Annotated in this window: 26 protein-coding genes and 2 tRNA genes; 20 read left to right on the top strand and 8 right to left on the bottom strand. The window is 70.1% G+C overall.

All coding sequences use genetic code 11. The annotated features are described in order from the left end of the window. Positions 1 to 40 precede the first annotated feature (40 nt). Positions 41 to 745, bottom strand: a complete 705-nt coding sequence (locus INT49_RS12875; protein ID WP_193118151.1) for a 5-formyltetrahydrofolate cyclo-ligase — start codon at positions 743 to 745, stop codon at positions 41 to 43. 304 nt (positions 746 to 1,049) lie between these two features. Here INT49_RS12875 and INT49_RS12870 point away from each other — a divergent pair, with 304 nt between their 5' ends. The 7 genes from INT49_RS12870 (at position 1,050) to INT49_RS12845 (ending at position 5,092) form a co-directional block, all read left to right on the top strand. After that, positions 1,050 to 1,676: a GNAT family N-acetyltransferase gene (locus INT49_RS12870; RefSeq protein ID WP_193118150.1), complete on the top strand. Its 627-nt coding sequence runs from the start codon at positions 1,050 to 1,052 to the stop codon at positions 1,674 to 1,676. A gap of 36 nt (positions 1,677 to 1,712) precedes the next feature. Then, a complete protein-coding gene (locus INT49_RS12865) occupies positions 1,713 to 2,594 on the top strand; it encodes a hypothetical protein (RefSeq protein WP_193118149.1) in 882 nt (293 codons plus the stop codon). 25 nt (positions 2,595 to 2,619) lie between these two features. Further along, the gene (locus INT49_RS21170; protein ID WP_226850515.1) at positions 2,620 to 2,790 is read left to right on the top strand and encodes a hypothetical protein; all 171 of its coding nucleotides are present in this window, start codon (positions 2,620 to 2,622) and stop codon (positions 2,788 to 2,790) included. Further along, positions 2,780 to 3,226, top strand: a complete 447-nt coding sequence (locus INT49_RS12860) for a D-arabinono-1,4-lactone oxidase (RefSeq protein WP_319021614.1) — start codon at positions 2,780 to 2,782, stop codon at positions 3,224 to 3,226. Before INT49_RS21170 ends, INT49_RS12860 begins: the two co-directional genes overlap by 11 nt. Before the next feature lie 80 nt (positions 3,227 to 3,306). Beyond that, positions 3,307 to 4,200 carry an inositol monophosphatase family protein gene (locus tag INT49_RS12855; RefSeq protein WP_193118148.1) on the top strand — a complete coding sequence of 298 codons (894 nt, stop codon included), beginning with the start codon at positions 3,307 to 3,309 and terminating at the stop codon, positions 4,198 to 4,200. Between the two features lie 76 nt (positions 4,201 to 4,276). Next, positions 4,277 to 4,349, top strand: a tRNA-Ala gene (locus INT49_RS12850). Positions 4,350 to 4,555: 206 nt separating this feature from the next. After that, a complete protein-coding gene (locus INT49_RS12845; RefSeq protein ID WP_193118147.1) occupies positions 4,556 to 5,092 on the top strand; it encodes a GNAT family N-acetyltransferase in 537 nt (178 codons plus the stop codon). 50 nt (positions 5,093 to 5,142) lie between these two features. Here INT49_RS12845 and INT49_RS12840 read toward each other — a convergent pair whose 3' ends face one another. After that, the gene (locus INT49_RS12840) at positions 5,143 to 5,481 is read right to left on the bottom strand and encodes a hypothetical protein (protein WP_193118146.1); all 339 of its coding nucleotides are present in this window, start codon (positions 5,479 to 5,481) and stop codon (positions 5,143 to 5,145) included. Between the two features lie 187 nt (positions 5,482 to 5,668). On the opposite strand from INT49_RS12840, the gene INT49_RS12835 reads away from it, so the two are divergent. The 4 genes from INT49_RS12835 to INT49_RS12820 all read left to right on the top strand — a co-directional run bounded on the left by INT49_RS12835 (position 5,669) and on the right by INT49_RS12820 (position 8,554). Next, positions 5,669 to 6,406: an alpha/beta fold hydrolase gene (locus INT49_RS12835; RefSeq protein ID WP_193118145.1), complete on the top strand. Its 738-nt coding sequence runs from the start codon at positions 5,669 to 5,671 to the stop codon at positions 6,404 to 6,406. After that, entirely contained in the window at positions 6,399 to 7,295 is an 897-nt protein-coding gene (locus tag INT49_RS12830; RefSeq protein WP_319021613.1) for an alpha/beta fold hydrolase, read from the top strand. The genes INT49_RS12835 and INT49_RS12830 overlap by 8 nt, the downstream gene beginning before the upstream one ends. 122 nt (positions 7,296 to 7,417) lie before the next feature. After that, a complete protein-coding gene (locus INT49_RS12825; RefSeq protein WP_193118143.1) occupies positions 7,418 to 7,963 on the top strand; it encodes a LysR substrate-binding domain-containing protein in 546 nt (181 codons plus the stop codon). Positions 7,964 to 8,071: 108 nt separating this feature from the next. Then, on the top strand, positions 8,072 to 8,554 hold the full coding sequence (locus INT49_RS12820) for an S-ribosylhomocysteine lyase (RefSeq protein ID WP_193118142.1): 483 nt from the start codon (positions 8,072 to 8,074) through the stop codon (positions 8,552 to 8,554). Here INT49_RS12820 and malQ read toward each other — a convergent pair. Further along, positions 8,541 to 10,664, bottom strand: a complete 2,124-nt coding sequence (gene malQ, locus INT49_RS12815; protein WP_193118141.1) for a 4-alpha-glucanotransferase — start codon at positions 10,662 to 10,664, stop codon at positions 8,541 to 8,543. The genes INT49_RS12820 and malQ overlap by 14 nt on opposite strands. Before the next feature lie 81 nt (positions 10,665 to 10,745). Then, the gene (locus tag INT49_RS12810; RefSeq protein WP_319021612.1) at positions 10,746 to 12,347 is read right to left on the bottom strand and encodes a dolichyl-phosphate-mannose--protein mannosyltransferase; all 1,602 of its coding nucleotides are present in this window, start codon (positions 12,345 to 12,347) and stop codon (positions 10,746 to 10,748) included. 78 nt (positions 12,348 to 12,425) lie between these two features. On the opposite strand from INT49_RS12810, the gene rsmI reads away from it, so the two are divergent. Further along, positions 12,426 to 13,268, top strand: a complete 843-nt coding sequence (gene rsmI / locus INT49_RS12805; RefSeq protein WP_193118139.1) for a 16S rRNA (cytidine(1402)-2'-O)-methyltransferase — start codon at positions 12,426 to 12,428, stop codon at positions 13,266 to 13,268. A 205-nt stretch (positions 13,269 to 13,473) separates the two neighbouring features. Here rsmI and rpmF read toward each other — a convergent pair whose 3' ends face one another. Beyond that, positions 13,474 to 13,644 (bottom strand): 50S ribosomal protein L32, encoded by a 171-nt coding sequence (gene rpmF / locus INT49_RS12800; RefSeq protein ID WP_193118138.1) that lies wholly within the window; start codon positions 13,642 to 13,644, stop codon positions 13,474 to 13,476. A gap of 305 nt (positions 13,645 to 13,949) precedes the next feature. On the opposite strand from rpmF, the gene INT49_RS12795 reads away from it, so the two are divergent. The 4 genes from INT49_RS12795 (at position 13,950) to INT49_RS12780 (ending at position 19,446) form a co-directional block, all read left to right on the top strand. Next, positions 13,950 to 15,008, top strand: a complete 1,059-nt coding sequence (locus INT49_RS12795) for a TatD family hydrolase (RefSeq protein WP_193118137.1) — start codon at positions 13,950 to 13,952, stop codon at positions 15,006 to 15,008. Continuing rightward, the gene (gene rsmA, locus INT49_RS12790; protein WP_193118136.1) at positions 15,005 to 16,027 is read left to right on the top strand and encodes a 16S rRNA (adenine(1518)-N(6)/adenine(1519)-N(6))-dimethyltransferase RsmA; all 1,023 of its coding nucleotides are present in this window, start codon (positions 15,005 to 15,007) and stop codon (positions 16,025 to 16,027) included. Before INT49_RS12795 ends, rsmA begins: the two co-directional genes overlap by 4 nt. Continuing rightward, positions 16,027 to 16,953: a 4-(cytidine 5'-diphospho)-2-C-methyl-D-erythritol kinase gene (locus tag INT49_RS12785; RefSeq protein ID WP_193118135.1), complete on the top strand. Its 927-nt coding sequence runs from the start codon at positions 16,027 to 16,029 to the stop codon at positions 16,951 to 16,953. The genes rsmA and INT49_RS12785 overlap by 1 nt, the downstream gene beginning before the upstream one ends. An 804-nt stretch (positions 16,954 to 17,757) precedes the next feature. Beyond that, positions 17,758 to 19,446, top strand: a complete 1,689-nt coding sequence (locus INT49_RS12780; protein WP_193118134.1) for a DUF222 domain-containing protein — start codon at positions 17,758 to 17,760, stop codon at positions 19,444 to 19,446. 25 nt (positions 19,447 to 19,471) lie between these two features. Here INT49_RS12780 and INT49_RS12775 read toward each other — a convergent pair whose 3' ends face one another. From INT49_RS12775 to INT49_RS12765, 3 genes are all read right to left on the bottom strand, one after another. Then, positions 19,472 to 21,373, bottom strand: a complete 1,902-nt coding sequence (locus tag INT49_RS12775) for an ABC-F family ATP-binding cassette domain-containing protein (RefSeq protein ID WP_193118133.1) — start codon at positions 21,371 to 21,373, stop codon at positions 19,472 to 19,474. A 97-nt stretch (positions 21,374 to 21,470) separates the two neighbouring features. Then, positions 21,471 to 22,007 (bottom strand): MarR family winged helix-turn-helix transcriptional regulator, encoded by a 537-nt coding sequence (locus INT49_RS12770; protein ID WP_193118132.1) that lies wholly within the window; start codon positions 22,005 to 22,007, stop codon positions 21,471 to 21,473. A gap of 87 nt (positions 22,008 to 22,094) precedes the next feature. Next, complete coding sequence (locus INT49_RS12765) at positions 22,095 to 22,742, bottom strand: TetR/AcrR family transcriptional regulator (protein WP_193118131.1); 648 nt, start codon at positions 22,740 to 22,742, stop codon at positions 22,095 to 22,097. A gap of 246 nt (positions 22,743 to 22,988) precedes the next feature. Between INT49_RS12765 and INT49_RS12760 the strand changes: the two genes are divergently transcribed. From INT49_RS12760 to INT49_RS12745, 4 genes are all read left to right on the top strand, one after another. Beyond that, a tRNA-Gln gene (locus tag INT49_RS12760) sits at positions 22,989 to 23,060 on the top strand. Positions 23,061 to 23,122: 62 nt separating this feature from the next. Then, positions 23,123 to 24,622 (top strand): bifunctional UDP-N-acetylglucosamine diphosphorylase/glucosamine-1-phosphate N-acetyltransferase GlmU, encoded by a 1,500-nt coding sequence (gene glmU / locus INT49_RS12755; RefSeq protein ID WP_193118130.1) that lies wholly within the window; start codon positions 23,123 to 23,125, stop codon positions 24,620 to 24,622. After that, positions 24,619 to 25,599 carry a ribose-phosphate diphosphokinase gene (locus tag INT49_RS12750; protein ID WP_193118129.1) on the top strand — a complete coding sequence of 327 codons (981 nt, stop codon included), beginning with the start codon at positions 24,619 to 24,621 and terminating at the stop codon, positions 25,597 to 25,599. Before glmU ends, INT49_RS12750 begins: the two co-directional genes overlap by 4 nt. 260 nt (positions 25,600 to 25,859) lie before the next feature. Further along, positions 25,860 to 26,468 carry a 50S ribosomal protein L25/general stress protein Ctc gene (locus INT49_RS12745; protein ID WP_193118128.1) on the top strand — a complete coding sequence of 203 codons (609 nt, stop codon included), beginning with the start codon at positions 25,860 to 25,862 and terminating at the stop codon, positions 26,466 to 26,468. Positions 26,469 to 26,483: the final 15 nt, after the last annotated feature.

Here is a 26,483-nt window from a genome sequence, read left to right as displayed (position 1 = left end):
TTCTCTCAACAGGGCCGCGGACGACGCGACCGTGAGGAGTCTACGACCCCTGGATCGATCCCGGGGCTCCGGGACCATCGATCGTGACCAGGCAGACGAGGCCTGCGGCGGTGAGCGCGGCCGGGATCGGGACGTCGTGCTCGCCCCGGGGGAGCGTGCCGGCGTCGAGCACCTCGTCGGGATGCACGACCGCGACGACCTCGGTCCGGGAGGAGATCCTGGACAGAGCGCGATCGTAGTAGCCGGCGCCGTGGCCGATCCGGGTCCCCGCACGATCCACCGCTACCGCCGGTGCGAGCACCAGATGCGCGTGCGCGAGAGCATCGGGTCCATGGTGCTGGCCGGTGGGCTCCTTGCCGAAGCCGCGGCCGGGGGAGTCGACGAAAGGGGACGTCCCATCCCAAGACACCCAGTCGAGCTCGTGGCCCGCGGCGACGGGGAAGATCAGCTGGGCGCCGAGATCGGCGAGCCGTCGGGCCAGGGGCATCACATCGGCCTCGGTGGGCGTGGGGTGATAGGCGGCCACGAGCAGAGTGCTGGAAGGGTCACCGGACCGGTCCGCCCCGGCGCCGCTCTCCAGCGCGGCGCGCACCCGCTCGATCAGGGGCGCCGCGTGGGCGAGGAGCTGGTGCGACTCCTGCGCGCGCCGCTGAGCGCCCTCGGAGCCGCCGTAGATTCGTGTGCGCCGTGCCCGCACTGTGGTGCGGAGCACTTTCTTGCGAGCCGCCATCGCCTCGGTATCCATGAGCCAAGACTCCCATATCCCCTCGAGCACTACGCGGCCGCCGGACCTCGCACGGGTGTCATTCCCGCACCGAGTTCTTGCACACACCGGTCTCATTCCTTCTGAAGGCCGTCCCGGCATCTGTGAATGGCTTTATGTGGCCCTCAGCGAGCTGATTCCAGCAGCTTCGGAGTTCCGGCCGAGGCCATGGTGCCCGAGGTGCACGGCGATTCCTCCGAGGGGTGGACCCGCCTGCCCCGCCCGCGCCGGATCGGTCGCCTGGACCGTGCACGGGGAGGGGGCCGCTTCCGTCTACGATGACGCGATGGTTCACGTGTGGCCGCTGACACTGCGCGACGGGGAGCTCGCTCTGCGGCCCCTGCGACGCCGTGACCGCGCAGACTTCGAGCGGTTGCGTGAGCGAAACCGTGACTGGCTGCGCCCATGGGATGCCACAGACCCTGATCGCCCAGCCCGGCAGATACCCTTCGCCACGCTGCGACGTTGGAACGAGCAGCAGGCGCGCCTCGGGCTCTACCTTCCGCTGATGATCACCGTGCGGGGCCGGGTCGTCGGCCAGATCACGGCAGGACCCATCCAGTACGGAGCGCTGCGCAGCGCGGTGCTGGGCTACTGGATCGACCGGGATCAGGCGGGAGCGGGCCTCGTCCCGCGGTCGGTGGCCCTGGTGATCGATCATCTCTTCGCCGAGCTCGGCATCCACCGCATCGAGGTGACGGTGCGCCCGGAGAATGCCTCGAGCCTGCGGGTGGTCCAGAAGCTGCATCTGCGTCCCGAGGGGCTGAGACGTTCGGCGATCCATGTCGACGGAACGTGGAGAGATCATCTCGTGTTCGCGCTCACCGCCGAGGAGATCGCCACCGGACATGACGGGCGCGGAGTTCTCGCCAGACTTCATCGGGAGTTCCCTCCCGACACGCCCGCGGGGTGACCAGGGAAATCACATCGGTGTCATTACTGTAGAGATGTGGAGTCAATCAATCTCGGTGCCGTCCTGTTCGGCCTTCTGCTGCTGCTCTGGGTGGCGTATGCCCTGCCGCGCACTGCCAGTCGCCGCGAGGTGATGGGGCGCGCACGCGCCTCGGAGCTCTCCGAGATGAGCTCGGAGGCCCGGGACCTGTCCGCGGCCGTCCACTCCCGTCGCTCTTCCCACGAGGTGAATGCCGCCATGTCCCAGGACCGTCTCCTTCTGCGTCCCGCTGACCCCACCAGCCGACCACGCTTCGACGCGGTGCCCGGGGCCCGCATCGACCTCCTCGAGGAGCGGACCCGGTCGCGCCGACTGATGAAGGTACTCCTCGCCGGGATGAGCGCGCTCACCCTCGCGCTGATCGCCCTGGCCGTCGCCGGGATCGTCGCGTGGTGGGTGCCGGCGATCGCTGCGGTCGCCGTGATGACCTATCTCGTGGGCCTGCGTCGGGCCGAGCTGGATCGTCGGGCCCGTCTGACCCGGGCGGCGACCCTGAACCGTCAGGAGCGCGCCCAGCAGGAGACCGCTCGTCGCGCCGCGGCCGCCCCTGCGGTCGAGCCCGCGATCGCCCGCTCCACCCCCGAGAAGCGCGAGAAGCCTGTGCAGCGCGCACCGCTCGAGGCGACGGCCGAGCGCGCCGCCCATCAGGTCACGGCCGCCGGCGAGTGGACCCCGCGTCCGGTCCCGCGCCCCACCTACGCGCTGCGCGGCGAGGTCGATGACCTCGCCACCCGCCACGCCGCACATCGTCAGAGCATGCAGCCCGCTTCGGTGCCGCTCGAGAGCGGTTCCGTCGAGGAGCTCGAAGCGGTCGACGAGGCCTACGCCCCCGCCCAGAACCTGCACCTCGACGAGATCCTCGCCCGCCGTCGGGCCTGAGACTCCCGGACCCGAGGTCTGAGGCATGCCGATGGAGGCGAACCGGCCGACGCGGAGCACCCGCATCGCCCGGATCGACCGGGCGCTCACCCGTGAGGGCCGGTCAGAGCGGCCCGTCGCCGTCCTGGACCTCGACGCCTTCGACGCCAATCTCGAGGACCTCGCGCCTGTTCGCCGGCCCGCGCGTGGTGGATGATTCCGCCTCGGTGTTCACCGCGCCGCGCCGGGTGCGCTTCCAGGAGTCGGAATGGGCGATCCCCGCGCACCGCTTCGAAGAGGCCTTCGACGCGCTGAGCACCCGCTTCGAGGACGAACGCGTGCACGTCACCTTCCCGCTCGAGGTACGGCGGGCCGCGGCCGACGACGTCTGGCTCTCGACCGCGTACGGACGCGACACCGTCTACCTCGCCGCGCACCGCCATCACCGCGAGGAGGCCGGGCCCTATCTGCTCATGGTCCAGCGCATCCTCGCCCCGTTCGCCGCCCGCCCCCACTGGGGCAAGCAGCATTGGCTGGGCCGTCGCGAGCTGGCCGCTCTGCATCCCCGCTTCGAGGACTTCCGTGCAGCACGGGCGACTGCGGATCCCGACGGGGTGCTGCTGACGGGATATCTGCGCCACCTCCTGGGCTGATAGCCGGCGCATCCGCGCCGGGTCGTCCGCACGCTGTCGTGGCCCACGGACACAGCGTGGTTCGGACTAGGCTCGAGGTGATGAACACCTCGACTGCGCAGACGGCGCCCTCCTCCGTCCCGAGCCCCGACCATCTGCTGGACATCGCGACCACCGCGGCACGGGCAGCGGCCGACTGCATCCGCTCCCTGGACCGCGAGCACCTGGCCCGCGAGTACAAGACCTCCAGTCATGACATCGTCACCGAGCACGACAGGGCCAGCGAGGACATCATCGTCGCCGAGCTGCGCCGGCTGCTCCCCACCTGCCGCATCGTCGGCGAGGAGGGCGGGGAGCGACCCGCCGAGGAGGGCGCGCTGAGCGCTGATCCCGCGGAGCCCGTCGTGACCTTCTACGTCGACCCCATCGACGGGACCAGCAACTTCGCTGCCGGTCTTCCCCTGTTCTGCGTCTCCATCGGGGTGGCGGTGGGCGACGAACTGGTGGCCGGCGTCATCGATGTTCCGGTTCTCGGCCAGGTGTTCACCGCAGCGGACGGGCCGGCGACGCTCAACGGCCGCGAGATCACGCCGCGCTCGACGAACAAGCCCGCCGACGCCCTGGTGCTGTCCGGCTTCCCGGGCCAGCGTGGCTGGGCCGAGTTCCCTGAGCTCGCGGCGAGGGCGCAGCCCGAGCTGGAGAACGGCCTCTCGGCGATCCGGCACCTCGGCTCCGCCGCCATCGAGCTCGCCTATGTCTCCGCCGGGTGGGCCGATGCGACATTCCTGGCCTCCATCAACGCCTGGGACATCGCCGCCGGCTTCCACATCCTGCGCCGCGCCGGAGGCTCGGTGCGCACCTGGCCCGGCCACGGGGAGACGGGGCAGCCCGACTTCCTGAACCCTGCGTACGTGGCGTGCACCGGGCCTGAGCGCCTGGACCTGGTGGATCGCGTGTTCGAGGAGGTTCAGGCCCTGCGCGACGCGGATCTGTGATCCTCGTCAAGGCGATTCCGACGAGTTCTCCTCCGGGGCTTCCCGGTGGTAATCTGGCCGGGTCGCCGCGCGACATGGGGCTATGGCGCAGTTGGTAGCGCGTCTCGTTCGCAATGAGAAGGTCGGGGGTTCGAATCCCCCTAGCTCCACCGAAGAACCCCCTGGTCACGCAACTGACCAGGGGGTTCTCCTGTTCCACGGTGCTGACCACGCACTCAGCCCGGGGCCGTGGCCGCTCGTCCGTTCACCCCGTCGCCGGTTCGCCCTGTCGCCGGTTCGCCCGTTCGCCAGCCGGCCCGTTCGTCTGCTCTCCGGCTCGCCCGTCCCGGAGCGCCGACCTTTCTGAGGAGCTGTCATGGAGATCCGCGACGCGACCGCCGCGCACCTGGATGCCCTCACCGCGCTCTACAACGACGCGGTCGAGCACACCACGGCGATCTGGAACGACCACGCGGTGGATCGTGAGGACCGGGCGGTCTGGCTCGCTCAGCGGCGTCGGGACGGCTTCCCCGTGCTGGTCTGCCTCGGCGACGGCGACGGCGACGGTGAGGGGAGCGGAGCTGCCGGTGAGCTGCTCGGCTACGCGACCTACGGCATGTTCCGACCGCACGACGGATTCCGGGGCACCGTGGAGGACTCCGTCTACGTGCGCAGCGACCAGCAGGGCAGGGGCGTCGGCCGCGCGCTGCTGGAGGCCTTGGTCACCCGAGCCCGGGAACAGGGCGTCCAGGCCATGATCGCGGCGATCGAGGCAGGCAACATCGGCTCCGTGCGCCTGCACGAGAAGCTCGGGTTCGAGCATCGTGGCACCCTGCCCCAGGTCGGGACGAAATTCGGTCGACGCCTCGATCTGGCTCTTCTCCAGCTGATGGTCACGCCTGTCTCGAGCTGATGGTCACGCCCGTGTCCAGCTGATGGTGCGGGAACGGACGCCGGCAGCGGTCAGCCCAGCGGGATCGGCCGGAAGCGGCCCGCCGCGCCCCGCGTGAGCTGCAGCGCACTCTCTGGGGCGATCCGGCCCGCAGTCCCCTCGAGGTGGTCGATGACGACGGCGAGGGCGTGCCGCGCGGCGGCGTCCTCATCCCCGCGGGTGGTCGCCTCCACCGCGAACCGCAGGACGGCGCGTCCCACCCGTCGGTCGCCGATCAGCGGTGCTTCGACGTCCTGCTTCTCGACCACGTGGAGCGTGCCCAGCGCGAGGGCGGCCTGCTCCATCACGTCGTGCGGGGAACGTCCCGGGAGGAGTTCCCCGATGGGCAGGTGCATGCGGTAGCTCGGCATGCTGCTCAGGCTAGCGGTCGGCGCGGGGGCCGACGCTCGCCGTGGCGTCGTCGTCCACCCGCGGACGATCACCCGCGGACGATCACCCTCTGACTATGACCCTCTGCCTTTCACCCACGGACGATAGGGTCCAGGCGGGGACGATGCGTCGCGCGATGCGACGGATGCCGCAGGGGAGGGGACCTCGATGACCAGCAGCATCGTGCTGATCCATGCTGTGCGCTCCTCGCGCACCATGTGGAAGGGGCAGACGCGCCGCCTGCGCGAGCACGGCTTCCAGGTGATCGCCCCGGACCTCCCCGGTCACGGTCGACGCCGCGGCGAAGAGTTCACGCTGGAGAGCGCACTGGCCACCATCGAGCAGGCCGTGAGCGACTGCGAGCAGCCACCGTTGCTGGTGGGGCTGTCGCTCGGCGGATACCTGACGCTGCACTGGGCGTCCCGGAACCCGGGCCGTCTGGAGGCGGTCCTCGCGGCGGATTGCACGATCGTCCCGGGACCGGCGATGGCGCGGCTCTACGGCCTGTGGATCACCATGAAGGACTGGCTGCCCGGCGACTCCGACACGCGAGTCGCGCGCGCCTTTGCGAAGCGGCACTCCCGCAAGGCCTCCCGTCGCTACTACGGGGGAGGACGCGCCCACGGCGTGGTGGGGACCGTGGTGCGGACGATCAGCTCCCTCGATCTGCTGGCCGACATCGCGATGATCGATGTCCCGCTGACCTTCCTCAACGGGGAGCACGACCCGTTCCGCCGCCACGAGGCACTCTTCCTGGAGGCCGCCCGGGACGGGGAGCTCGTGATCCTCGACGATGCCGGGCACATCGCGAACCTCTCCCGGCCCAAGCGCTTCACGAAGGTGCTGCGACGTGCCGCCGCAGGTGCAGAGATGGGGACCGGTGTTGAGGTGGGGAACGGTGACTGAGAGCATCGTGCTGGTCCACGGCACCCGCACCTCCTCCAGCCAGTGGGATCTCCAGCTCCCCGGCCTGCGCGAGGCGGGGTATCTCGTGAGCGCCCCGGACCTGCCCGGCCATGGGGTGCACCGCGGCGAGCCGTTCACCCTCACCGAGGCCACGGCCACGATCAGCCGGGCCGTCCTCACCGCGGCCGAGGCGACGGGCCCGGCCACCGTGCACCTGGTGGGATCCTCGCTGGGCGGGATGCTCGCGATCCACGCCGCCGCCGCGCTCTGCGCCGGCGGCCTCGACAGGGCCGACGAGGCGCGGTCCGCTGGAGCTGGAGCTGGAGCTGGAGCAGCAGCAAGGGCAGGGGCTGGAGCACAGGCAGGGTCGCTCGCGAGCCTCACCGTCTGCGGCTCCGCCGTGCAGCCGACCCCGACCACCGCGCGGCTGTACGGACTCGGGATCACCGCCATGAGCGGGCTCCCGACCCTGCCCGGACGACGCTCCCCATCGGGAGGGAGCCGCCTGCGGAGGGCACGGTCCGACCCGAATCCGGCGACCGGTGCCACCCTTCTGCATGCCCTGGCGCTCGGGAGGCGCGGGGTGGGCGCCTACACGCGCGGCGGCCTCTCCGGACCTGAGGCCGTGACCGCCGCGATGACAGCGGTCGGCACCCTCGATCTGCGCGAAGACCTGCGGCGCATCGACGTCCCCGTCACGATCCTCAGCCCACGCTTCGATCAGCTGCGGTGGGACGAGCGATCTTTCGCCAACGCAGCGCCCCGGGGTCGCGTCGTCGCCCTCGGCTATGGCAACCACCTGGTGAACCTGGTTCGTCCGGAACGCTTCACCCAGGACCTCCTGAGGATCCTCGCGGAGGCACGGCCCGCTCCCGGCCTGCCTGCCTGACCGCTGGAGGCACACGGGGCTGAGGCGCAGGGCAGAGGCACGGGGCCGAGGCCCCGGAGCTCCCCGTCCCGCGGAGGGCGTCTCGTGCACGGAGGGCAGCCCCCGCGCCGTAGTCTGGGCACATGGAGAATCGCACCCTGCGCGTCGGGTTCGTCCCCGGTGTCGAACCTGATCGTTTCCTGCGTCGCTGGAAGTCGGGTCGACGGGACGCCTGGCTCGAGCTGACCCCGATCCCGCTCTCGCAGCAGCACCTCGCCCTTCAGCGCGGGGACGTCGACATGTGCTTCGTGCGCCTGCCGATCCCCACCGACGACCTCCATGTGGTGGGTCTGTGGGAGGAGCGGGGGGCGATCGTGATGGGCACGGAGCACGTGCTGAGCCTGCTGGACGAGGTCTCCGAGGGCGATCTCGCCGAGGAGACGGAGATCCCGGCCGAGCATCTCGACGACGCCGCGGACCGCGTGGCCGTCGTCGCGGCCGGCGTGGGCTTCACCCGCATGCCGCTGTCGCTGGCCCGCCTCCACCACCGCAAGGACGCCGTGCATCGGCCGCAGGTGGACGCCGAGCCCACCCGCATCGCGCTGGCCTGGCCCCGTGCGGCCGACGACGAGGTGCGCCAGGAGTTCGTCGGCGTGGTCCGCGGCCGCACGTCCCGCTCCAGCCGCTGACGGACCGGTCCTCGCGACCGCGTTCTCATGACCCCGTTCTCATGACTTTGTTCCCGCGACCGGTGTCCACCACCCTGGGCTGAGGCCCCCACGACAGAGGAGTACCCCATGACCGAGCAGAACCGGCCTCCCCGCATGAACGTCGAGAGCTTCAACCTCGACCATCGCACCGTCGCCGCGCCGTACCTCCGGATCGCCGATCGCAAGGAGCTGCCCGGCGGTGACGTGCTCACGAAGTTCGACGTGCGCTTCACCCAGCCCAACGTCGCGCATCTGGAGTCCGAGACCGTCCACTCCCTCGAGCACATGATGGCCGAGCACATGCGCAACCACAGCGACGTCGTCCTGGACGTCTCGCCGATGGGCTGCCGCACCGGCTTCTACGTGCTGCTGATCGGCGATCACACCACCGAGAGCTTCGCCCCCACGCTGGAGGCCACGTTGCGCGATCTGGTCGCGGCCGACGAGGTCCCCGCCGCCAACGAGATCCAGTGCGGCTGGGGCGCCCACCACACGCTCGAGGGCGCCCAGGAGGCGGCACGGGTGTTCCTCGCCGAGCGCGGCTCCTGGGAGCAGGTCAGCGCGGCCTGATGCCCTCGCGCACCGCGGCCAGCAGGTGCGCGGTGCGCTCGTCGGTCGCGATGTCGTCGATCGAGACGGGGCGCAGCTCTGCATCGGCCAGCGGGATCCGCCAGTTCGGGTACTCCTCATCGGTGCCCGGCTGGTTCTGGATCCGACGCTCGCCCACGCAGTCCACGAGCGAGACGCCCAGCAGCATCGACGGGGTGCGCGCCAGATGCCGGTGCAGCGCGATCACCGTGTCCTCGAGGTCCGCACCGGGGGCCAGCAGGCCGTCGCGGCGCAGCAGGTCGAGCACCTGCTCGCGGCCCGTGGCGTCGGCCTCCTGCTCCTCCTCCAGAGGACGCTCGAGCAGTCCGAGCTCGTGGCGCAGCGCGACATGGTCCCCGGCGAGATAGCCGGCCGTCGGCGGCAGGTCATGGGTGTTCACCGAGGACATGCACAGCGTGCGATAGTCCGCGGCCGGGAGCGGCGCTCCCTCGGCGTCGTTCTCGAACCACAGGATCGACGTCCCCAGGATCCCGCGGTCCACCAGGTAGTCGCGGACCCACGGCTCGAACGTGCCGAGGTCCTCGCCGACCACGACCGTGCCGGAGCGCTCCGCCTCCAGGGCGAGGATGCCGATCATCGCCTCGTGGTCGTAGGAGACGTACGCCCCGTCGGAGGCTTCGTGGCCCTCGGGGATCCACCACAGGCGGAACAGGCCCAGCACGTGGTCGATCCGCAGGGCGCCCGCATGGCGCATGAGGGTGCGCAGCATGTCGCGCCACGGACGGTAGGAATCCTCCCGCAGCCGCTCGGGATGCCACGGGGGCTGGTGCCAGTTCTGGCCCTGCTGGTTGTACTGGTCGGCGGGTGCGCCGACGGTGGCGCCGCGGGCGAGGACCCCGCGCAGCCGCCAGGAGTCGGCGCCGATCTCTTCGACGCCGACGGCGAGGTCATGCATGATGCCGATGCGCATCCCGGCGTCCCGGGCGGCCGTCTGCGCGGCGCTGAGCTGCTCGTCGAGCAGCCACTGCGTCCACACATGGAAGTCGACCTTCTGCGCGAGCTCGGTACGTGCTCGCTCCACGGCGTCGTCGTCGAGCTCGGACAGCCCCTGCTCCTCGCCGGCGGCCCGCGCGGATTCCGCGATCGCGGACCACAGCGCGAAGTCCTCGAGGCCCTGCCCCTCACGGCGACGGTAGGCCGTGAGGAGGGCACGACGCCCTGCGGAGAGCGGCACGGCGAACAGCTCCTCGAGCGCCTCCAGCTTCGCCGCGAGCACGTCGTCACGCTCCAGGCGGTCCACCCGGGTGTTCCAGTCCTCGACCCCGCGCCGGGACAGCTCGACGCGCTGCCGGGCGTGCTCCGGCAGATCCCGCCATTCCGGGACGTCCTCGATCCGGAGGTACAGCGCGCTGGTGAAGCGCCGGGTCACCGGGAGATATGGGGACGGCTCGACCGGCGGCGTCGGATAGGAGGCGTGCAACGGGTTGACCAGGAGGAAGTCCGCGCCGTGGCAGGCACCGGAGATCGCGGCGAGATCGCGCATGTCGGCGAGGTCCCCGATGCCCCAGGATCGTGAGGAGCGCACCGAGTACAGCTGCGCCTGGATCCCGTAGGCCCGTCGGGCGGCGAAGCCCTCATGGAGTGTCAGCCGCGCCGGGGTGACGACGACGTCCGCCGTGTCCGTCCCCGAGGGCGTCTCGGCGACGAGCTGGTGCCAGCCCAGCGGGAGGCCCGAGGGGATCCGGAAACGGGCACGGCCGCGCAGGGTGCCGTCGATGTCGACGGGCGGGGTGAAGTCATCGACCTGCTCGAGATCACGGCGGCCGCCGTCCTCCAGGAGCAGATGGGTGGTGACCGGGCTGCCGTGGTCGACATGCACCGGCACCGTCGTCCCGTGGTCCGTGCGCAGCACCGTCACCGGGGGCAGGGTGCGGGCCCACGGGGCATGCTCGTGCTCGCGGCGGATGCGGTCGATGTCCTCCGGGGAGTCGGCCTGCGCGCCGAGCGCGGCGAGCACGGAGCGCAGGGTGTTCTCGGCGACATCCTTGAGCGTGCCGTCCCACCCCCAGTACTCGGTGCTGACACCGAGATCGCGGGCGAGATCACGCAGCGCTGTGGGTTCCGAAGGCATGGCGCAATCGTAGCGGCGATCACACCCTGGGAGCGGAGCGTCCGGCGCCTGCCGGGTCAGGTCCAGGAGGCGCCCGTCGGGTCAGGTCCAGGAGGGAAGCCACATCCGGTACCGCCACTGCTCGAGGTCGATGACCTCGCCGGTCCAGATCGGCCAGAAGAACGCGGAGACCAGCACGATGAGCACCAGCAGGGATCCGGCGAAGAGACCTCCGGCCAGACGTCTCTCCGAGTCCGCACGGGCAGGGCCGATGAGCAGCCCCAGCACGTAGGCGAGGCACAGGATCAGCCAGGGCTCGAACACGACCGCATAGAACGTGAAGATCGTGCGGTCCGTGTACAGCAGCCAGGGGAGGTAGCCGGCGGCGATGCCGGCCAGCGCCGCCCAGGCCCGTCCGTCGAAGCGCACGATCGCGATCACCAGGGTGATCAGCACGGCGAGCGTGCCCAGCCACCAGATGACCGGATTGCCGACGGAGAGGATGTGGGAGGCGCACTTCGCGACCTCGCAGCCGTGCTCCCCATATTCGTAGGAGCGGTAGTAGAAGTTCGTGGGCCGCAGCATGAGGGGCCAGCCCAGCGGGTTGGCCTGATACGGATGCTCGGTGTCCAGGCCGATATGGAACTCGTAGGCCTGGCGGTGGTAGAGCCAGAGGGACCGCAGTGAGTCCAGGATCCCGTTCCCGGTGGCTGTGCCCTCCTTCGCGGCGAGGTTCCGGTTGTACCCGACGGAGGAGGCGAACCAGCCCGCCCACGACGCGATGTACACGACCAGTGCGGTCCCGACGGTCGCGAAGAAGGCCGGGATGGCGTCCTTCACGAACCCTCCCAGCAGCCAGTTCTTCTGGGCGGCCGTGCGCCGTGCCCACCAGTCCCACAGCACGGTCATGATCCCGAAGACCGCCAGCGCATAGAGCCCGGACCACTTCACTGCGCAGGCCATGCCCAGCAGCGCGCCGGCGAGCAGACGCCACGGTCGCAGCCCGCCGGAGACGCCCAGGGCCGGAGGCAGCTCGGCATCGAGCTGGAGCTGCGCGGCCCGCACCGCCAGATGCTCGCGGAACCGGTCGCGATCGACGAGCAGGGCCCCGAACGCGGCGAGCACGAAGAACATCAGGAACGGGTCCAGCAGGCTCGTGCGCGAGTGCACGATGTGCAGACCGTCGATCGCCAGCAGCAGACCGGCGATGAGGCCGACGGTCGTGGAGCGGAACAGGCGCCTGCCGATGAGGGTGAGCATCAGGACGGCGACGGAGCCGAGCACGGCGGTCGAGAGGCGCCAGCCCCAGGGCGAGTCGGGGCCCAGAACCATCATCCCGGCACCGATCAACCACTTCCCGAGCGGGGGATGGACCACATAGGAGCCGGTGCTCTCGTAGGTGTTCACGTCCCCGGACTCGAAGACCGCGTCGTGGTCCTCGGGCCAGGACATCTCCACACCCTCCTGGGTGAGGGCGTAGCCGTCCTTGACGTAGTAGGTCTCGTCGAAGATCAGCTCATCGACTGTTCCCAGGCCCCACAGCCGCAGCACGAGCGCCAGTCCGAACAGGGCCATCGCCCCTGCCCAGGCGAGGCGGGAGACCGGGAGGTCGTAGGTCCTCAGACGGCGCCGCAAGGACGCGAGCACCGCGTCGGGCTCGTCCTCGGCGTCTGCGCGATGGGTCGCGACCTCCTCCGTGTGCACCCGCACATGCTAGGACATCACCTGCGGTGATCCTGGAGGGCTGTCCGCGTCGGCCGTGCGGCTCGCTAGCATGGCGGGATGCTCGAACCCGGAGTCCTCACCCTCGCCGCCACCCCGATCGGCAACCCGCTGGATGCCTCGGTGCGTCTGATGCGATCGCTCGAGCAGGCCGATCTCATCGCCGCCGAGGACACCCGACGCCTCGCGCGGCTCGTCGGGGCCCTCGAGGTGCAGACCACCGGGCGGATCCTCTCGTACCACGAGCACAACGAAGCAGAACGCACCGGGGTGCTGCTCGAGGCGCTCGCCGCGGGGGAGCGGGTCCTGATCGTCACCGACGCCGGCATGCCGGTCGTCTCGGATCCGGGCTTCCGGGCGGTGCGCGCTGCGAGCGAGGCAGGGTTCACGGTCACCGTGATCCCGGGACCGTCGGCCGTGCTCACAGCGCTCGCCGCTTCCGGGATCGCGCCGGACCGCTTCACCTTCGAGGGCTTCCCGCCGCGTCGGGAAGGCCGGCGGGCCGCGACCTTCGGTCCTCTCGTCGCCGAGCAGCGCACGATGGTGTTCTTCGAGTCCCCTCGCCGCACGGCGGCGACGCTCTCCTCGATGGCCGAGTCCTTCGGCGAGCAGCGGACCGCCGCCGTCGCGCGCGAACTGACCAAGACCTACGAGGAGATCGTGCGAGGGTCCCTCGGCGAGCTCGCGCAGTGGGCGGAGTCCACGGAGGTGCTGGGCGAGATCGTGATCGTCGTGGCGGGTGCGGAGCCGGTCGCCCTGAGTGCCGAGGACCTCGTCGAGGAGGTCCTCGCCCGGGCCGCCGCCGGGGAGCGGCTCAAGGACGCCGCGAAGGCGCTGGCGAAGGGACAGGACGGCGTCACCTCGAGCGAGCTCTACGATCTGGCGCTGAGCCGGAAGAGCTGAGCCGGAAGAGCTGAGCCGGACGGGCGGCGCTGCTCTCCGGCGACGTGGCGGATCTGCTGCGTATCCCTGCCGTGCCACGACACGGCGCCATGACACGACCCCACGACACGACGACATGACACGGCCCCACGACACGACGAAGCCCCCGGCACAGGGCCGGGGGCTTCGGTCGAAGATCAGCTGCGGGTCGCGGACCCGCGCGGGATCAGTCTTCGATCTGGAGCAGACCGCGCTGGTAGGCCTTGGCCAGACGACGCGGAACAGCTGCGGTACGGCCACGCACCGTCACCTGCACGAGGTCGGGGTTGTTGGCCTTCCACTGCGAACGACGCGAGTGCGTACGTGCGCGGGACATCTTAAACTTGGGCACTGCCATGAGGACGCTCCTTGGACGGTCCGGAGATGAACTAGCGTTGGCGTCCGTCCCGAGCAGCGACCCGAACCCGGTCCAGCTGAGTCGGGGCGCTCGGGTGCACGTTAGGACGCGCAACGACGACCCATCTTGTCACATCGGGCTCGGCTTCGCCTGCTCGGGGCTCGTGACGTATCCCACCGCACACCGTCCCGACGGTTCGGGAGCCGTGCGTCGACCCTGCGGGCTCCGAGGGCCGGACGTGACGTCGACGTCGCCGCGGTCACCCGATGGCGGGACCGGAGGGCTGACGCTCCTACCATGGTCGCATGCCGTCACCGTACGAGACAGATCCCGCGCAGGACGATCGGTCCCTCGCTGCCCGGTCCGACCCGTCCCCTGAGTCCACTGCGCCGGCCCGGCCCGAGCAGTCCTCCTCCTCATCGGCCGCGCCCTCACCGGTGCGCAGTCGCGAGGACATCGACCCCCGGGGCCGTTCTCGCGACCGTTCCTGGCCGCCGGTGCCGGACTCGCTGCCGTTCCCGGTGATCGACAACCATTGCCACCTGGACTTCGCCGACGGCGACAGGGAGCTCACCGTCACGGATCACGTGGCCCGGGCCGCCGAGGTGGGCGTCGACGCCCAGATCACGATCGGCTCCGACCTCGAGGCCGTGCGCTGGACCGCAGCGCTCCTCGCCTCCGAGGCGTGCCCTCCGTCCCTGCGGGGCGGTGTCGCGATCCATCCCAACGAAGCCGCGCTGCATGCCCGGGGGACCGATCATGACGGCGATCCGATCATCGGGCTCGACGAGGCGATCGGCGAGGTCTCCACCCTCCTGCGGGGCCCCGGCATGGTCGTGGTGGGCGAGACGGGTCTGGACTGGTTCCGCACCTCGAAGAAGGACGACGCCGCGCGAGCCGCGCAGATCGAGTCCTTCCGTGCCCACATCGCCCTGGCCAAGGAGCTCGACCTGCCGATGCAGATCCACGATCGCAACGCCCACCAGGACGTCCTCGAGGTGCTCGACAAGGATGGTGCCCCCGAGCGCACCGTCTTCCACTGCTTCTCCGGGGATGCGGAGTTCGCCCGCGCCTGCGCGGATCGCGGGTACTTCCTCTCCTTCGCCGGGAACGTGACCTTCAAGAATGCCGATGACCTCCGGGGTGCGCTGGCCGAGGTCGGGTTCGGGCAGGTGATGGTCGAGACCGATGCGCCGTTCCTGACCCCGGTCCCCTATCGCGGCCGGCCGAACTCCTCGTATCTGATCCCGCTGACGATGGCCACGATGGCGGAGGTCACCGGCACCGACCTCGAGCAGGCGTGCCGAGCAGTCCGCGCCACGACCGAGCAGGTCTACGGCTGGCCGGAAGCGGTGGCGGCATGAGCGCCGGCACGCCCCACTCCGCCGACGCCGCGCAGCCCGCCGATGCCGCGCAGCCCGCCGATGCCGCGCAGCCCGCCGACGCCGCGCAGTCCGCGGGCGCGACGCAGGAAGCCTCCGGTTCCTCGCCCGCCAACGGCTCGCAGGGCCCGTCGGCCCCTGGGCTCCTGCTGAGCGCTCGCGATATCCGCGAGCTCGCGGATGCGGCCGGGATCCGGCCCTCGAAGCAGCGCGGCCAGAATTTCGTCATGGACCCCAACACGGTCCGCACGATCGTCGGCCGAGCCGGCATCACGCCGGGCCAGGCCGTGCTCGAGGTGGGACCGGGTCTGGGCTCTTTGACCCTCGGTCTGCTCGAGGCCGGGGCGGATGTCGCCGCGATCGAGCTCGACCGTGGGCTTGCGGAGCTGCTGCCGTTGACCCTGCACGCCCGCGGGGTCGACGAGGAGCGGTACCGCCTGGTGCACGCCGACGCCCTGCAGGTCACCGAGCTCTCTGACCTGCCGCACGCCGGGCAGCCGACCGCACTGGTCGCGAACCTCCCGTACAACGTGGCCACTCCGATCTTGCTGACGATCCTCGAACGGTTCCCGGAGATCCGCACCGCGCTGGTGATGGTGCAGTCCGAGGTGGTCGACAGGTTGACGGCAGACCCGGGGAGTCGGACCTACGGCGGGCCGAGCGTGAAGGCCGCCTGGTACGGCCGCGCTGAGCAGGCCGGCCGCATCTCCCGCCAGATCTTCTGGCCCGTCCCCAACGTCGACTCCGCCCTCGTGGAGCTGACCCGGCACGACGAGCCCCTCGGGACCTCCGCGGAGCGTGCCGAGGTGTTCGCGGTCATCGACGCCGCCTTCGCCCAGCGGCGCAAGACGCTGCGCGCCGCGCTCGCGCCCTGGGCGGGCAGTCCGACGAGGTCCGAGGAGATCCTGCGGGCCGCGGGGATCGACCCCGGCGCTCGCGGCGAGACCCTGGAGATCGAGCAGTTCCGGTCGATCGCTCGGGCGAGCGGGGAGATCGCGTGATGGCGAACGCCCTGAACCGGGTGGTGGTGCGCGCCCCTGGCAAGATCAACCTGTCGCTCGCCGTCGGTGCCGTCGACGATCGTGGTTACCACAGCCTCGCGACGGTCTTCCAGGCCGTCGACGTCTACGAGACCGTCACCGCGACCCAGCAGGATGAGCTCACGCTCTCGGTCGATTCCGACGTCCCGGGAGAGGTCCCGCTGGACGGATCGAACCTTGCCCTGCGCGCTGCCGAGCTCCTGCGCTCGGAGCGCGGGGTCACAGCTGGTGCCGCCCTGCATGTCCACAAGCAGGTCCCGGTGGCCGGCGGTATGGGCGGGGGCTCGGCGGACGCCGCTGCCGTGCTCGTCGCCCTGGATCGGCTCTGGGGCCTGGAGCTCCCGGCCGAGGAGCTGCGGGAGCTCGGCTCCCGGCTCGGGGCGGACGTGCCCTTCGCGATGCTCGGCCACACCGCGCTGGGGCGGGGCACCGGCGCGGACCTGACCACGGCGCTCACCCATGGTGAATGGACCTGGCTGCTGGCGTTCCCGGGCGGGCACCTGTCCACCCCGGCCGTCTATCGACGCCACGATGAGATCGCCCGGTCGGTGGGACGGGTCCTGCCGGAGCACCCTGAGATCGAGGAGCTGCAGTTCCAGGCTCTCAGCTCCGGTGATGCGCCTCTGCTGGGGCGCACGCTCCATAACGACCTGCAATCGGCGGCCTTCGCCCTCCACGATGGGCTCGAGCCGGTCGTGGAGCATGCCCAACGGGCCGGCGCCTACGGAGCGATGGTCTCGGGCTCCGGGCCGACGGTCGCGGTCCTGGTCGAGGACAGGGAGCATGCGCAGGAGATCGGGGAGGAGCTGCGGGCGGCACGGCTCGTGGACTCCTATCTTGTGGCGCGGGGTTCTGCAGCTGGCGCGAGCGTGCTCGACGCCGGCTGACGAAGAGCGGCACGTCCTCCGAGCCGGCTGACGGTTGGCGGCACGTCCTCCGAGCCGGCTGACGGTTGGCGGCACGTCCTCGACGGCGTCCGACGATGTGGCGCCATCGCATGCTGTGGCGCCATCCCATGCTGTGGCGCCATTCCATGCTGTTGCTACATCCCATGCTGTGGCGATGTCCCGTGCTTCGGCGGCGGCCCATGGTGTGGCGGCATCCCCTGCTATGGCGACCCGCCCCATCTTGTGGCGGCATCCTTCGTTGTGGGGACCACCCATGTCGAGACGAGACGACCCATGTCGTGGCGGCATCCCCTGATGTGCGGTATTGACGCCACTATCTGTGGCGAATTCTTTCCTCCCGATCCACTGCTTGTCCACATTTGCGTAAAGCGCCTTGTGTTGCGAGGTGCAGTGCGCTATGGGGTTATCTGAATCGTCAGGACCCCACGCGGATCCGCGACAGTGGAAGGAGCCGCAGGCGAGGTGTGGAGCGTGTTCTGTGACGGCAGTGTGTGTGGGCATCGCGTGCGGCTGCCGCATGTGACCATTGCTTATGGCTGCTACGAGGGGGAGTGCCGGCGGCACCTGGTTGGCCGTCGACGGCGCTGTGGCGCACGAGAGCCGACGGGAGGCCCGGGTGGGTCGTTCCTCCACACAGATGGTTTATCCACATTTCTGGATTGGTATGTTATAACCCTTCGGTAAGTGGGGTGGATGTGTAATCATTGATGCATGAATAGGGGACTTGGGGACGCGGAGAGTGAGCGGGACGGGGTCGAAGACGACTCTGAGCACTCTGCCTCTGTGAATTCGACGCCCGCTCCCGCGAGCGTGCTCCGCCTCGGCGAAGTCGATCTGTCCTCTGTGCTGTCGGGGCTGGTGCATGCGGGAGGCGATGGATCGGGACCGATCGAGCGTCTCTCGACGCAGGCCACGCTCTCGCTCCTCGACGGACTGCGTGAAGTGTCCACCGCGATCGCCGCCGTGCAGGCGCGGGCACTCGTCCATCTCGAAAGCGCGGTCAAGGATGAGTGCCTGGCCAAGGAGATGGCGCCGCGCGTCGCGCTGAAGACTGCCCGGGCAGAAGCTGCTTTCGCCCTCCATGCCGCCCCCGCCGTGACAGGCCAGACCATGTCGAGCTCGCGTCGTCTGGTGCAGTCGATGCCGGGGATGCTCCGCGCCCTCGCGCACGGTCGGCTCTCGCCGGAGGCTGCCCATCGCGTCGGCCGCGTCGTCGGCCCAGCTGCTCCGGAGCTGCGCTCCCAGGTCGATCAGGTGCTCACGGAGCACCTCCCGTACCTCGAGGGGTGCGGCGTGCAGCAATGGGGCGATGAGGCGGAGAAGGTGATGCACGCGCTCGACCCTCAAGGCGCTGCAGCCCGCCATACACATGCCGTGCAGAGCCGCAACGTCTCCGTGCGTCGAGCGGAGAACGGGATGAGCGTGGTGACGGCGAGGCTCACGGCGCTCGACGGCGCCAGGATCCGCAAGAGCCTCGCCCTGGAGGCGGAGAGGGCTCGTGCCCACGGGGACCGTCGAGGCCATCAGCAGATCATGGCGGATATGTTCGCCGATACTCTCCTCAGCCGCGGCGAGGGCATGGACCCCGGCACCATGGAGATCGGCGTGATCATCACCGACCGGTCACTGCTCGTCCCGGAGCACGCAGACCCCGCCGTCATCGAAGGTCTGGGGACTGTCCCGTACGAGCATGTCCGCGACGAGATGCGCCGTGCCATGGCCTCAGCCGATGACGATCCGGAGCTGCGTCTCGCACTGCGCAACCTCTACACGGATCCGGAGGATGGTCAGCTCGTCGCCATCGAGTCCAGAGCTCGGGCTTTCCCTCCGGCGCTCGCACGATTCCTGAGCTGGAGCCACCTCACCTGCCGCGCACCCTACTGCGACGCCCCGATCCGCCAGAACGACCACATCACGCCGTATGCGGCGGGCGGGGCCACGTCCGTGGACAACGGCAACGGGCTGTGCGGCATCGACACCCAGAAGGAGGAGGCAGGGATGCGCGCGGCGGTGATCCACGACGACACCGGGCGCCGCCGCACCATGGAGTGGACCACCCGGTACGGCCAGAAAGCACGACGCAGCGGCATCAACTTCGACCCTGTCGGAACAGCGCTGCGCCGACGGCATCGACGGCTGTCAGCGACAGAACAGACCACCCCAGAGCAGTCCACCTCGATGTCGCCGACGGCGAACCCGCCAGAACAGCAGACGGGCTGGGTCATGCACACCCTCGGTGAGCTGGAGCCGACTCGCGAAGGCGGGCCGACGCCACCCGACTCCCATGCAAGCTTGCATCGAGCGATCTGTCAGCTCGTCCCCGCGGGGATCCTGATCAGGAAACCACCGAGCCACCCGGGGCAGAGGCTGCTCTGCGCACACAGCGACTACGTCTTCGACGCAACGCGCATCACCTCGCGTCTCGAGGCCAAGGGCGAGGTCAGGGGAGAAGCCAGAGGAGAGGAGAAATGAGGTCATCTCCTCCCGGCTGGAGAGGTCAGTCGATCTGCTCCGACAGCTCCAGCCAACGCTCCTCCAGCCCCGTCACCTGAGACTCGATCGCGCGCAGCTCTTCGGTGATCGACTGCAGCCCCTGATAATCGGACTGGTCATGGGCGGCGAGCCTCTCGTGGAGCTTCTTGGTCTGACCCATCAGCTTCTCCATGCGGCGCTCGGTGGCACTCAGCTCCTTGCGAGCGGCATGCGCCTCCGCACCACCTGATCCGGTGGCAGCTCCCGTCGCGGAACGAGTGGAGCCACCGGTACCGGACCCGGACCCGGAACCGGAACCGGAATCAGAACCGGCGCCGGCACCCTTGTCGGTTCCGCTCCCGGTACCGGCAGCGCTCGACGTGGCCCTGCGGCCCCCGGTCGTCTGCACAGTTCCCTTCGCGTCGGCTTCCGCACGCAGCTCGAGATACTGCTGGACGCCGCCGGGGACATGACGCACGGTCCCGTTCAGCACTGCGTACTGGGTGTCCGTGACGCGCTCGAGCAGATACCGGTCGTGGGACACGACGATCAGCGGGCCGGGCCACGTGTCGAGGAGATCTTCCATCGCCGCGAGCATGTCGGTGTCCATATCGTTGGTCGGCTCATCGAGGATCAGCACATTGGGCTCCTCCAGCAGCGTCAGCAGGAGGTCCAGGCGGCGCTGCTGGCCGCCGGAGAGCGCGCCGACCAGAACCTTCTGATGCGCGGTGGTGAACCCGAGACGCTCCAGGAGCTGCCCGGGCGAGACCTCGTCCTTCCCCGCCTTGAACGAGCTGCGATATCGCCCCACCACGTCGCTGACCCGCGACGTCAGATGGTCCTGCAACCCCTCGACCCGCTGCGTCACCTGGCGGACGGTGACCGTCTTGCCGCGCTTGACGCGACCCGCCTGCGGCTCGAGATCCCCGGTGATCAGGGCGAGGAGCGTGGACTTCCCGGCACCGTTGGGACCGAGAATCCCGATGCGGTCGGCCGCGCCGATATGCAGCGTGACGTCATGCAGCACGCGCACGTCGCCGTAGCCGGCATCCACATCGAGCACATCGAGCACATCGCGGCCCAGGCGCGAGGTGGCCAGCTGCGTGAGCTCCACGGCGTCGCGCACGGGCGGCTCGTCCGCGATGAGCTCCGTCGCGGCATCGATGCGGAACTTCGGCTTCGAGGTGCGTGCGGGCGCGCCGCGACGCAGCCAGGCGAGCTCCTTGCGCATGAGGTTCTGGCGCTTGTTCTCGATCGCTGCGGCCTGGCGATCGCGTTCGACACGCTGGAGGACATAGGCGGCGTACCCTCCCTCGAACGGATCGACCACCCCGTCGTGCACCTCCCACATCCGGGTGCAGACGGCGTCGAGGAACCACCGGTCGTGGGTGATGACCACGAGCCCGCCGTCCCTGCGGTTCCAGCGCCGGCGCAGATGGTCCGCGAGCCAGGAGATGCCCTCGACATCAAGATGGTTCGTGGGCTCGTCCAGCAGCAGCACATCCCAGTCGCCGACCAGCAGCTCGGCGAGGTGCACGCGGCGGAGCTGGCCACCGGAGAGATCCGCGAGCTCCGCCTCGAGGTCGATCTCGTCGAGCAGGCCGGCGAGAACGTCGCGGATCCGGGAGTCCGAGGCCCACTCGTACTCGGGGCGATCACCGACCACGCGCTGGCGCACCGTCGTGCTCGCGGTCGCCTCGTCCTGCTGGCTCAGCACGCCCACCCGGACGCCTCCGCGCACGGTCACCCGGCCGGAGTCCGGCTCCTGGAAGCGGGCGAGAAGGCGCAGGAGGGTGGATTTGCCATCGCCGTTGCGGCCCACCACGCCGATGCGGTCGCCCTCATCGATGCCGACGGTGATGTCGTCGAGCAGGACGCGGTCCGGCAGGGAGACATGGAGGGACTGGGTGCCGAGCATATGGGCCATACGGGTTCATCCTTCGAGAAGCTGGGTGCTGGGGGACGGACGAGTCACGCGCGTCGTCCAGGGCATCAGCGCGGCGCGCGGATGCCGGATCTGTGGATCATCGATCCAGCGGATCGTCCACCTCGAACGTGAGCAGGAGCGAGCGCAGCGCGTCGGCCAGGGCCGACCTGTCCTCAGAGGCCAAGGGATGCAGCAGCTCGCGCTCCGCGGCGAGCAGGCTCTCCATAGCGGCATCCACCCGGGACACCCCGTCGGGCTGCAGGCGCACCTCGACGGCGCGGCCATCGCGCGGACTCCGGCTCTTCGTGATCAGGCCCCGCGTGACGAGCTTGTCGATGCGGGTGGTCATGGTGCCGCTGGTGACGAGGGTCTGCCGCATGAGCGCGCCGGGGGAGAGGGCGTCGTCCCCGCTGCGCCGCAGGGCAGAGAGCATGTCGAACTCCCAGCCCTCGAGGCCCGCCGCGGTGAACGAGTCGCGCCGTGCGGTCTCGAGGTAGCGGGATAGGCGGGAGATGCGGGAGAAGACGGCGAGAGGCTCGATATCGAGGTCCTCGCGTGCACGCTCCCAGCCCTCGATGATCCGATCCACCTCGTCGAGGTGCGGCGCGGTGGCGTCATCAGCAGTCATGGGCATGCCCCGAGTCTAGGGCGGGGGACCGGCGACAGGCAGGCCCTGCCTGTTCCGGGTGGTGCGTTCCACGGTCCGCCTGTGCGTTCCGGGTCAGGCCTTGGAACCCTCGTGCAGCGTCGGCGACTTCTGCAGGTCCACCAGTCCGTACCAGGACAGGTTCACCATCCGGGAGGCGACGATCTCCTTGCTGGGGGTGCGGGTCTCCAGCCACCACTGACCCGTGTAGGCGACCATTCCCACCAGCATCTGGGCGTACATCGTGGCGTCCCGCTCGGGGTAGGAATGCAGTTTCAGCTGGGCGGCGAGGATCTCCTCGACCCGCTGGGCGACGTCGGTGAGCAGGGAGGAGAAGGTGCCGCCGGCCTGGCTCACGGGGGAGTCCCGGACCAGGATCCGGAACCCGTCCTCGTTCTCGTCGATGTAGGACAGGAACGCCAGCGCCGCCCGCTCCATGAGCAGACGGGGATGGAGCCGCTGCTCGCGCAGGGATCTCTCGAGGTCCGCCAGCAGAGTGCTGACCTCACGGTCCACGACCACCGCGTACAGGCCCTCTTTGCCCCCGAAATGCTCGTACACGATCGGCTTGGAGACGGAGGCGCGGGCCGCGATCTCCTCGACGCTCGACATGTCGAAGCCCTTCTCGGCGAAGACCGAACGGCCCACCGTCACGAGCTGCTCCCGCCGCTCTCGTCCCGTCATCCGGGTCGACCGACCGCGAGGGGCTCCGTTCTCCGCCATGGCGGAAGTCTCGCACAGGCTCTGATCCTGGTCGCGGTCCCGATCCCGGTCCCGCGCCGGATCTCGGTCCTGATCCGGCGCGAGCGTGCCCGCAGTCGTGGGCAGGAGCACTCCGGACCGCCGCCGATCGCGGCCCGGGACCCCTGGTCCGGACGATAGGATCGGTCCGCGCCCACGGGCCCTCCTTCGCGTCCGCGCGGCCCTCGACGGCCCGAACGGATCCCTCGGGGGCAGCCTCCGGCGTGCTCCGCCATGGTGTAATCGGCAACACCTCAGATTTTGGTTCTGAAGTTTCAGGTTCGAGTCCTGATGGCGGAACGCCCACTGCCTCCGCGGCGGTGCCGCTGCACATCACCCGTCGATTCCGAGGAGCTGCCGACGTGGAATCCCCTGCCCCCGCCGCTGTCATCGTCCTGGCCGCAGGTGCCGGGACGCGCATGAAGTCCCGTACACCGAAGGTCCTCCACGAGATCGGGGGTCGATCGCTTCTCGTGCATGCGGTCACCGCCGCGGAGGGCACCGGTCCCTCCGAGCTCGTCGTGGTCCTGCGCCACGAGCGCGATCGCGTTGCCGCGCATCTCGCCGAGCACGCCGCCGAGGTCACCGTCGCCGACCAGGACGACGTGCCGGGCACCGGCCGCGCCGTGCAGTGCGGCCTCGACCAGGTCTCCGCCTCCGAGGGCACCGTGCTGGTGACCTACGGCGACGTGCCCCTGCTGGAGCCGGCCACCCTGCGCGAGCTGGTCACCGCTCACGAGGGCGCCCGCGCCGCGGTCACCGTGCTCACCTCCCGGGTCCCCGACCCCACCGGGTACGGCCGCATCCTGCGCAGCGAGGACGGATCCGAGGTGCTGGGCATCGTCGAGCACAAGGACGCCACCGACGACCAGCTCGCGATCGACGAGATCAACTCGGGCATCTACGCCTTCGACCTCGCGGTGCTGCGCGATGCGCTCGGCCGCATCGGCACCGACAACGCGCAGGGCGAGATGTACCTCACCGACGTCCTCTCGATCGCCCGGGCCGACGGTCGCTCGGTGCGGGCGGTCGTCACCGCCGACGTGATGATGGTCGAGGGCGTCAACGACCGGGTCCAGCTGGCCCAGCTCGGCGCGGAGATGAACCGCCGCACCCTCGAGCGGCACATGCGCTCGGGCGTCACGATCGTGGACCCCTCCACGACGTGGATCGACTCCGACGTCTCGATCGCCCAGGACGCCGTGATCCTCCCCGGGGTGCAGCTCCACGGGGCCACCGACATCGGCACGGAGGCCACGATCGGCCCGGACAGCACGTTGCGCGACACCGAGGTCGGGGAGGGCGCCGAGGTGGTCCGTTCCCACGCCGTCCTCGCGGTGATCGGTGCGAACGCGACCGTCGGCCCGTTCTCCTACCTGCGGGCCGGGACGGACCTCGGGGAGAAGGGCAAGATCGGCGGGTTCGTCGAGACGAAGAACGCGAAGATCGGCCTCGGCGCGAAGGTGCCGCACCTCAGCTATGTCGGTGACGCGGAGATCGGCGAGGGCACCAACATCGGCGCCGCCACGATCTTCGCCAACTACGACGGGGTGGACAAGCACCGCACGACGGTCGGCAAGCATGTGCGGGTCGGCTCGGACAATGTTCTCGTGGCGCCCATCACCATCGGTGACGGGGCCGCCACCGGAGCCGGCACCACCGTGCGCAAGGACGTGCCCCCGGGGGCGCTGGCCGTGAACGCAGTCGCGCAGCGGAACATGGAAGGATGGACCCTGCGACGCCGTGCGGGGACCGCGGCCGAGGCGGCGGCACGAGCCGCCCTCGGAGCCGAGGACAGGTCCGCTGCGGATGCGCCTGCCACAGAAGTTGCCGATGAGCACAAGGAGCACGAGCAGCGATGAGCGGAATCGTCACCACGGGGGAGAAGCGACTGGTCCTCGCCTCCGGCAGGGCCCACCCGGTCCTCGCGCAGGAGGTCGCCGACGAGCTCGGCGTCGAGATCCTGCCGATGGACGCCTGGGACTTCGCCAACGGCGAGATCTATGTGCGCTACGGGGAATCGGTGCGCGGCACGGACGTCTTCGTCCTGCAGTCCCACCCTGCTCCCATCAACACGTGGGTGATGGAGCACCTGATCATGATCGACGCCCTCAAGCGGGCGTCGGCCAAGCGGATCACGGCGATCGCCCCGAGCTTCCCGTACGCCCGTCAGGACAAGAAGCACCGTGGTCGCGAGCCGATCTCGGCGCGTCTGATGGCGGATCTCTACGAGACCGCCGGGGTGGACCGCATGATCTCGGTGGACCTCCACGCACCGCAGGTCCAGGGCTACTTCAACCGTCCTCTGGACCACCTCATGGCGCTGCCGATCCTCGCGACGTACATCCAGGAGAAGTACGGCAACGAGGACATCGCCGTGGTCTCGCCCGACGCGGGCCGGATCCGCGTCGCGGAGCAGTGGGCCAAGAGGCTGGGCGGCGTGAACCTCGCGTTCGTGCACAAGTCGCGTGACATCAACCGGCCCAACCAGGCTGTGGCCAAGCGCGTGATCGGTGACGTCACCGGCAAGACTTGCGTCCTGGTCGACGACATGATCGACACGGCCGGCACCATCGTGCAGGCGTCCGACGCGCTCATCGCCAGCGGAGCGAAGTCCGTCGTCATCGCCACCACCCACGCGATCCTGTCCGACCCGGCCACCGAACGGCTGAAGAACAGCTCGGTGCGGGAGATCGTGTGCACCAACACGCTGCCCGTCCCGCCGGAGAAGCAGTTCGACCGGCTCACCCAGCTGTCGATCGCGCCGCTGCTGGCGCGCGCGATCCGTGCAGTGTTCGACGACGGCTCGGTCACCAGCCTGTTCGACGGCGAGGTCTGACTCGCTCGCACGCTGATCAGTGACGAAGGGTCCGCATCCTCTCGGATGCGGGCCCTTCGCCGTCCCGTCGGGCCCCACGGCGACGGCCGTCACGTCGGCGAGGGACTCCGGGGCCTCGCGTGCTAATCTCACCGGGTCACTTCGGCGAGGGAGCGGGCGCGAGCCCCTCCGTGATCGACGCGGTGCGGAGACCAGGAGATGCTCCTGTGCCCCGTGGCGTCGCTCATCGTCGAGCAACCGCATCCACGAGGAGCACCACCATGGCTGAGAACCTGAATGTCGAACTGCGCGAGGACTTCGGCAAGGGCGCTGCCCGCCGCCTGCGCGTCGACGGCCGCATCCCCGCCGTCCTGTACGGCCACGGCGAGGCGCCGCTGCACCTGTCCCTCCCGGGCCACGAGACCGCGCTGATCGCCCGTAACCCCAACGCCCTGCTCGAGCTGAAGCTCGCCGACGGCACCCAGCACCTCGCACTCATCAAGGAGATCCAGCGCCACCCGCTGAAGCGCTCCCTGAACCACCTCGACCTGATCACGGTCCGCAAGGGCGAGAAGGTCGAGGTCGAGATCCCCGTGATCCTCCACGGCGAGCCCGTCGCGCCGGCCGACGCCTTCGTCGACCTGCAGCACCTCACCCTCCTGGTCGACGCGCTGAACGTCCCCGAGCAGGTCGACGTCGACGTCGAGGGCTCCGAGGACGGCTTCCAGGTCTTCGCCGGCGACGTGACCCTGCCCCAGGGCACCGAGCTGGTCACCGACGCCGAGATCCTCGTCGCCAGCGTGGCGCTGCCCCGCGTGCAGGAGGAGCCCGAGGACGAGGAGTCCACCGAGGCCGCCGAGGCCGGGGAAGGCTCCGCCGACGAGGAGTGACCCCTCCGAGCGGGC

This window comes from Brachybacterium tyrofermentans, assembly GCF_014897585.1.
GTDB lineage: Bacteria > Actinomycetota > Actinomycetes > Actinomycetales > Dermabacteraceae > Brachybacterium > Brachybacterium tyrofermentans.
The sequence above is the reverse complement of the archived record's forward strand: the minus strand, read 5'-3'. Positions and strand labels throughout refer to the sequence as shown.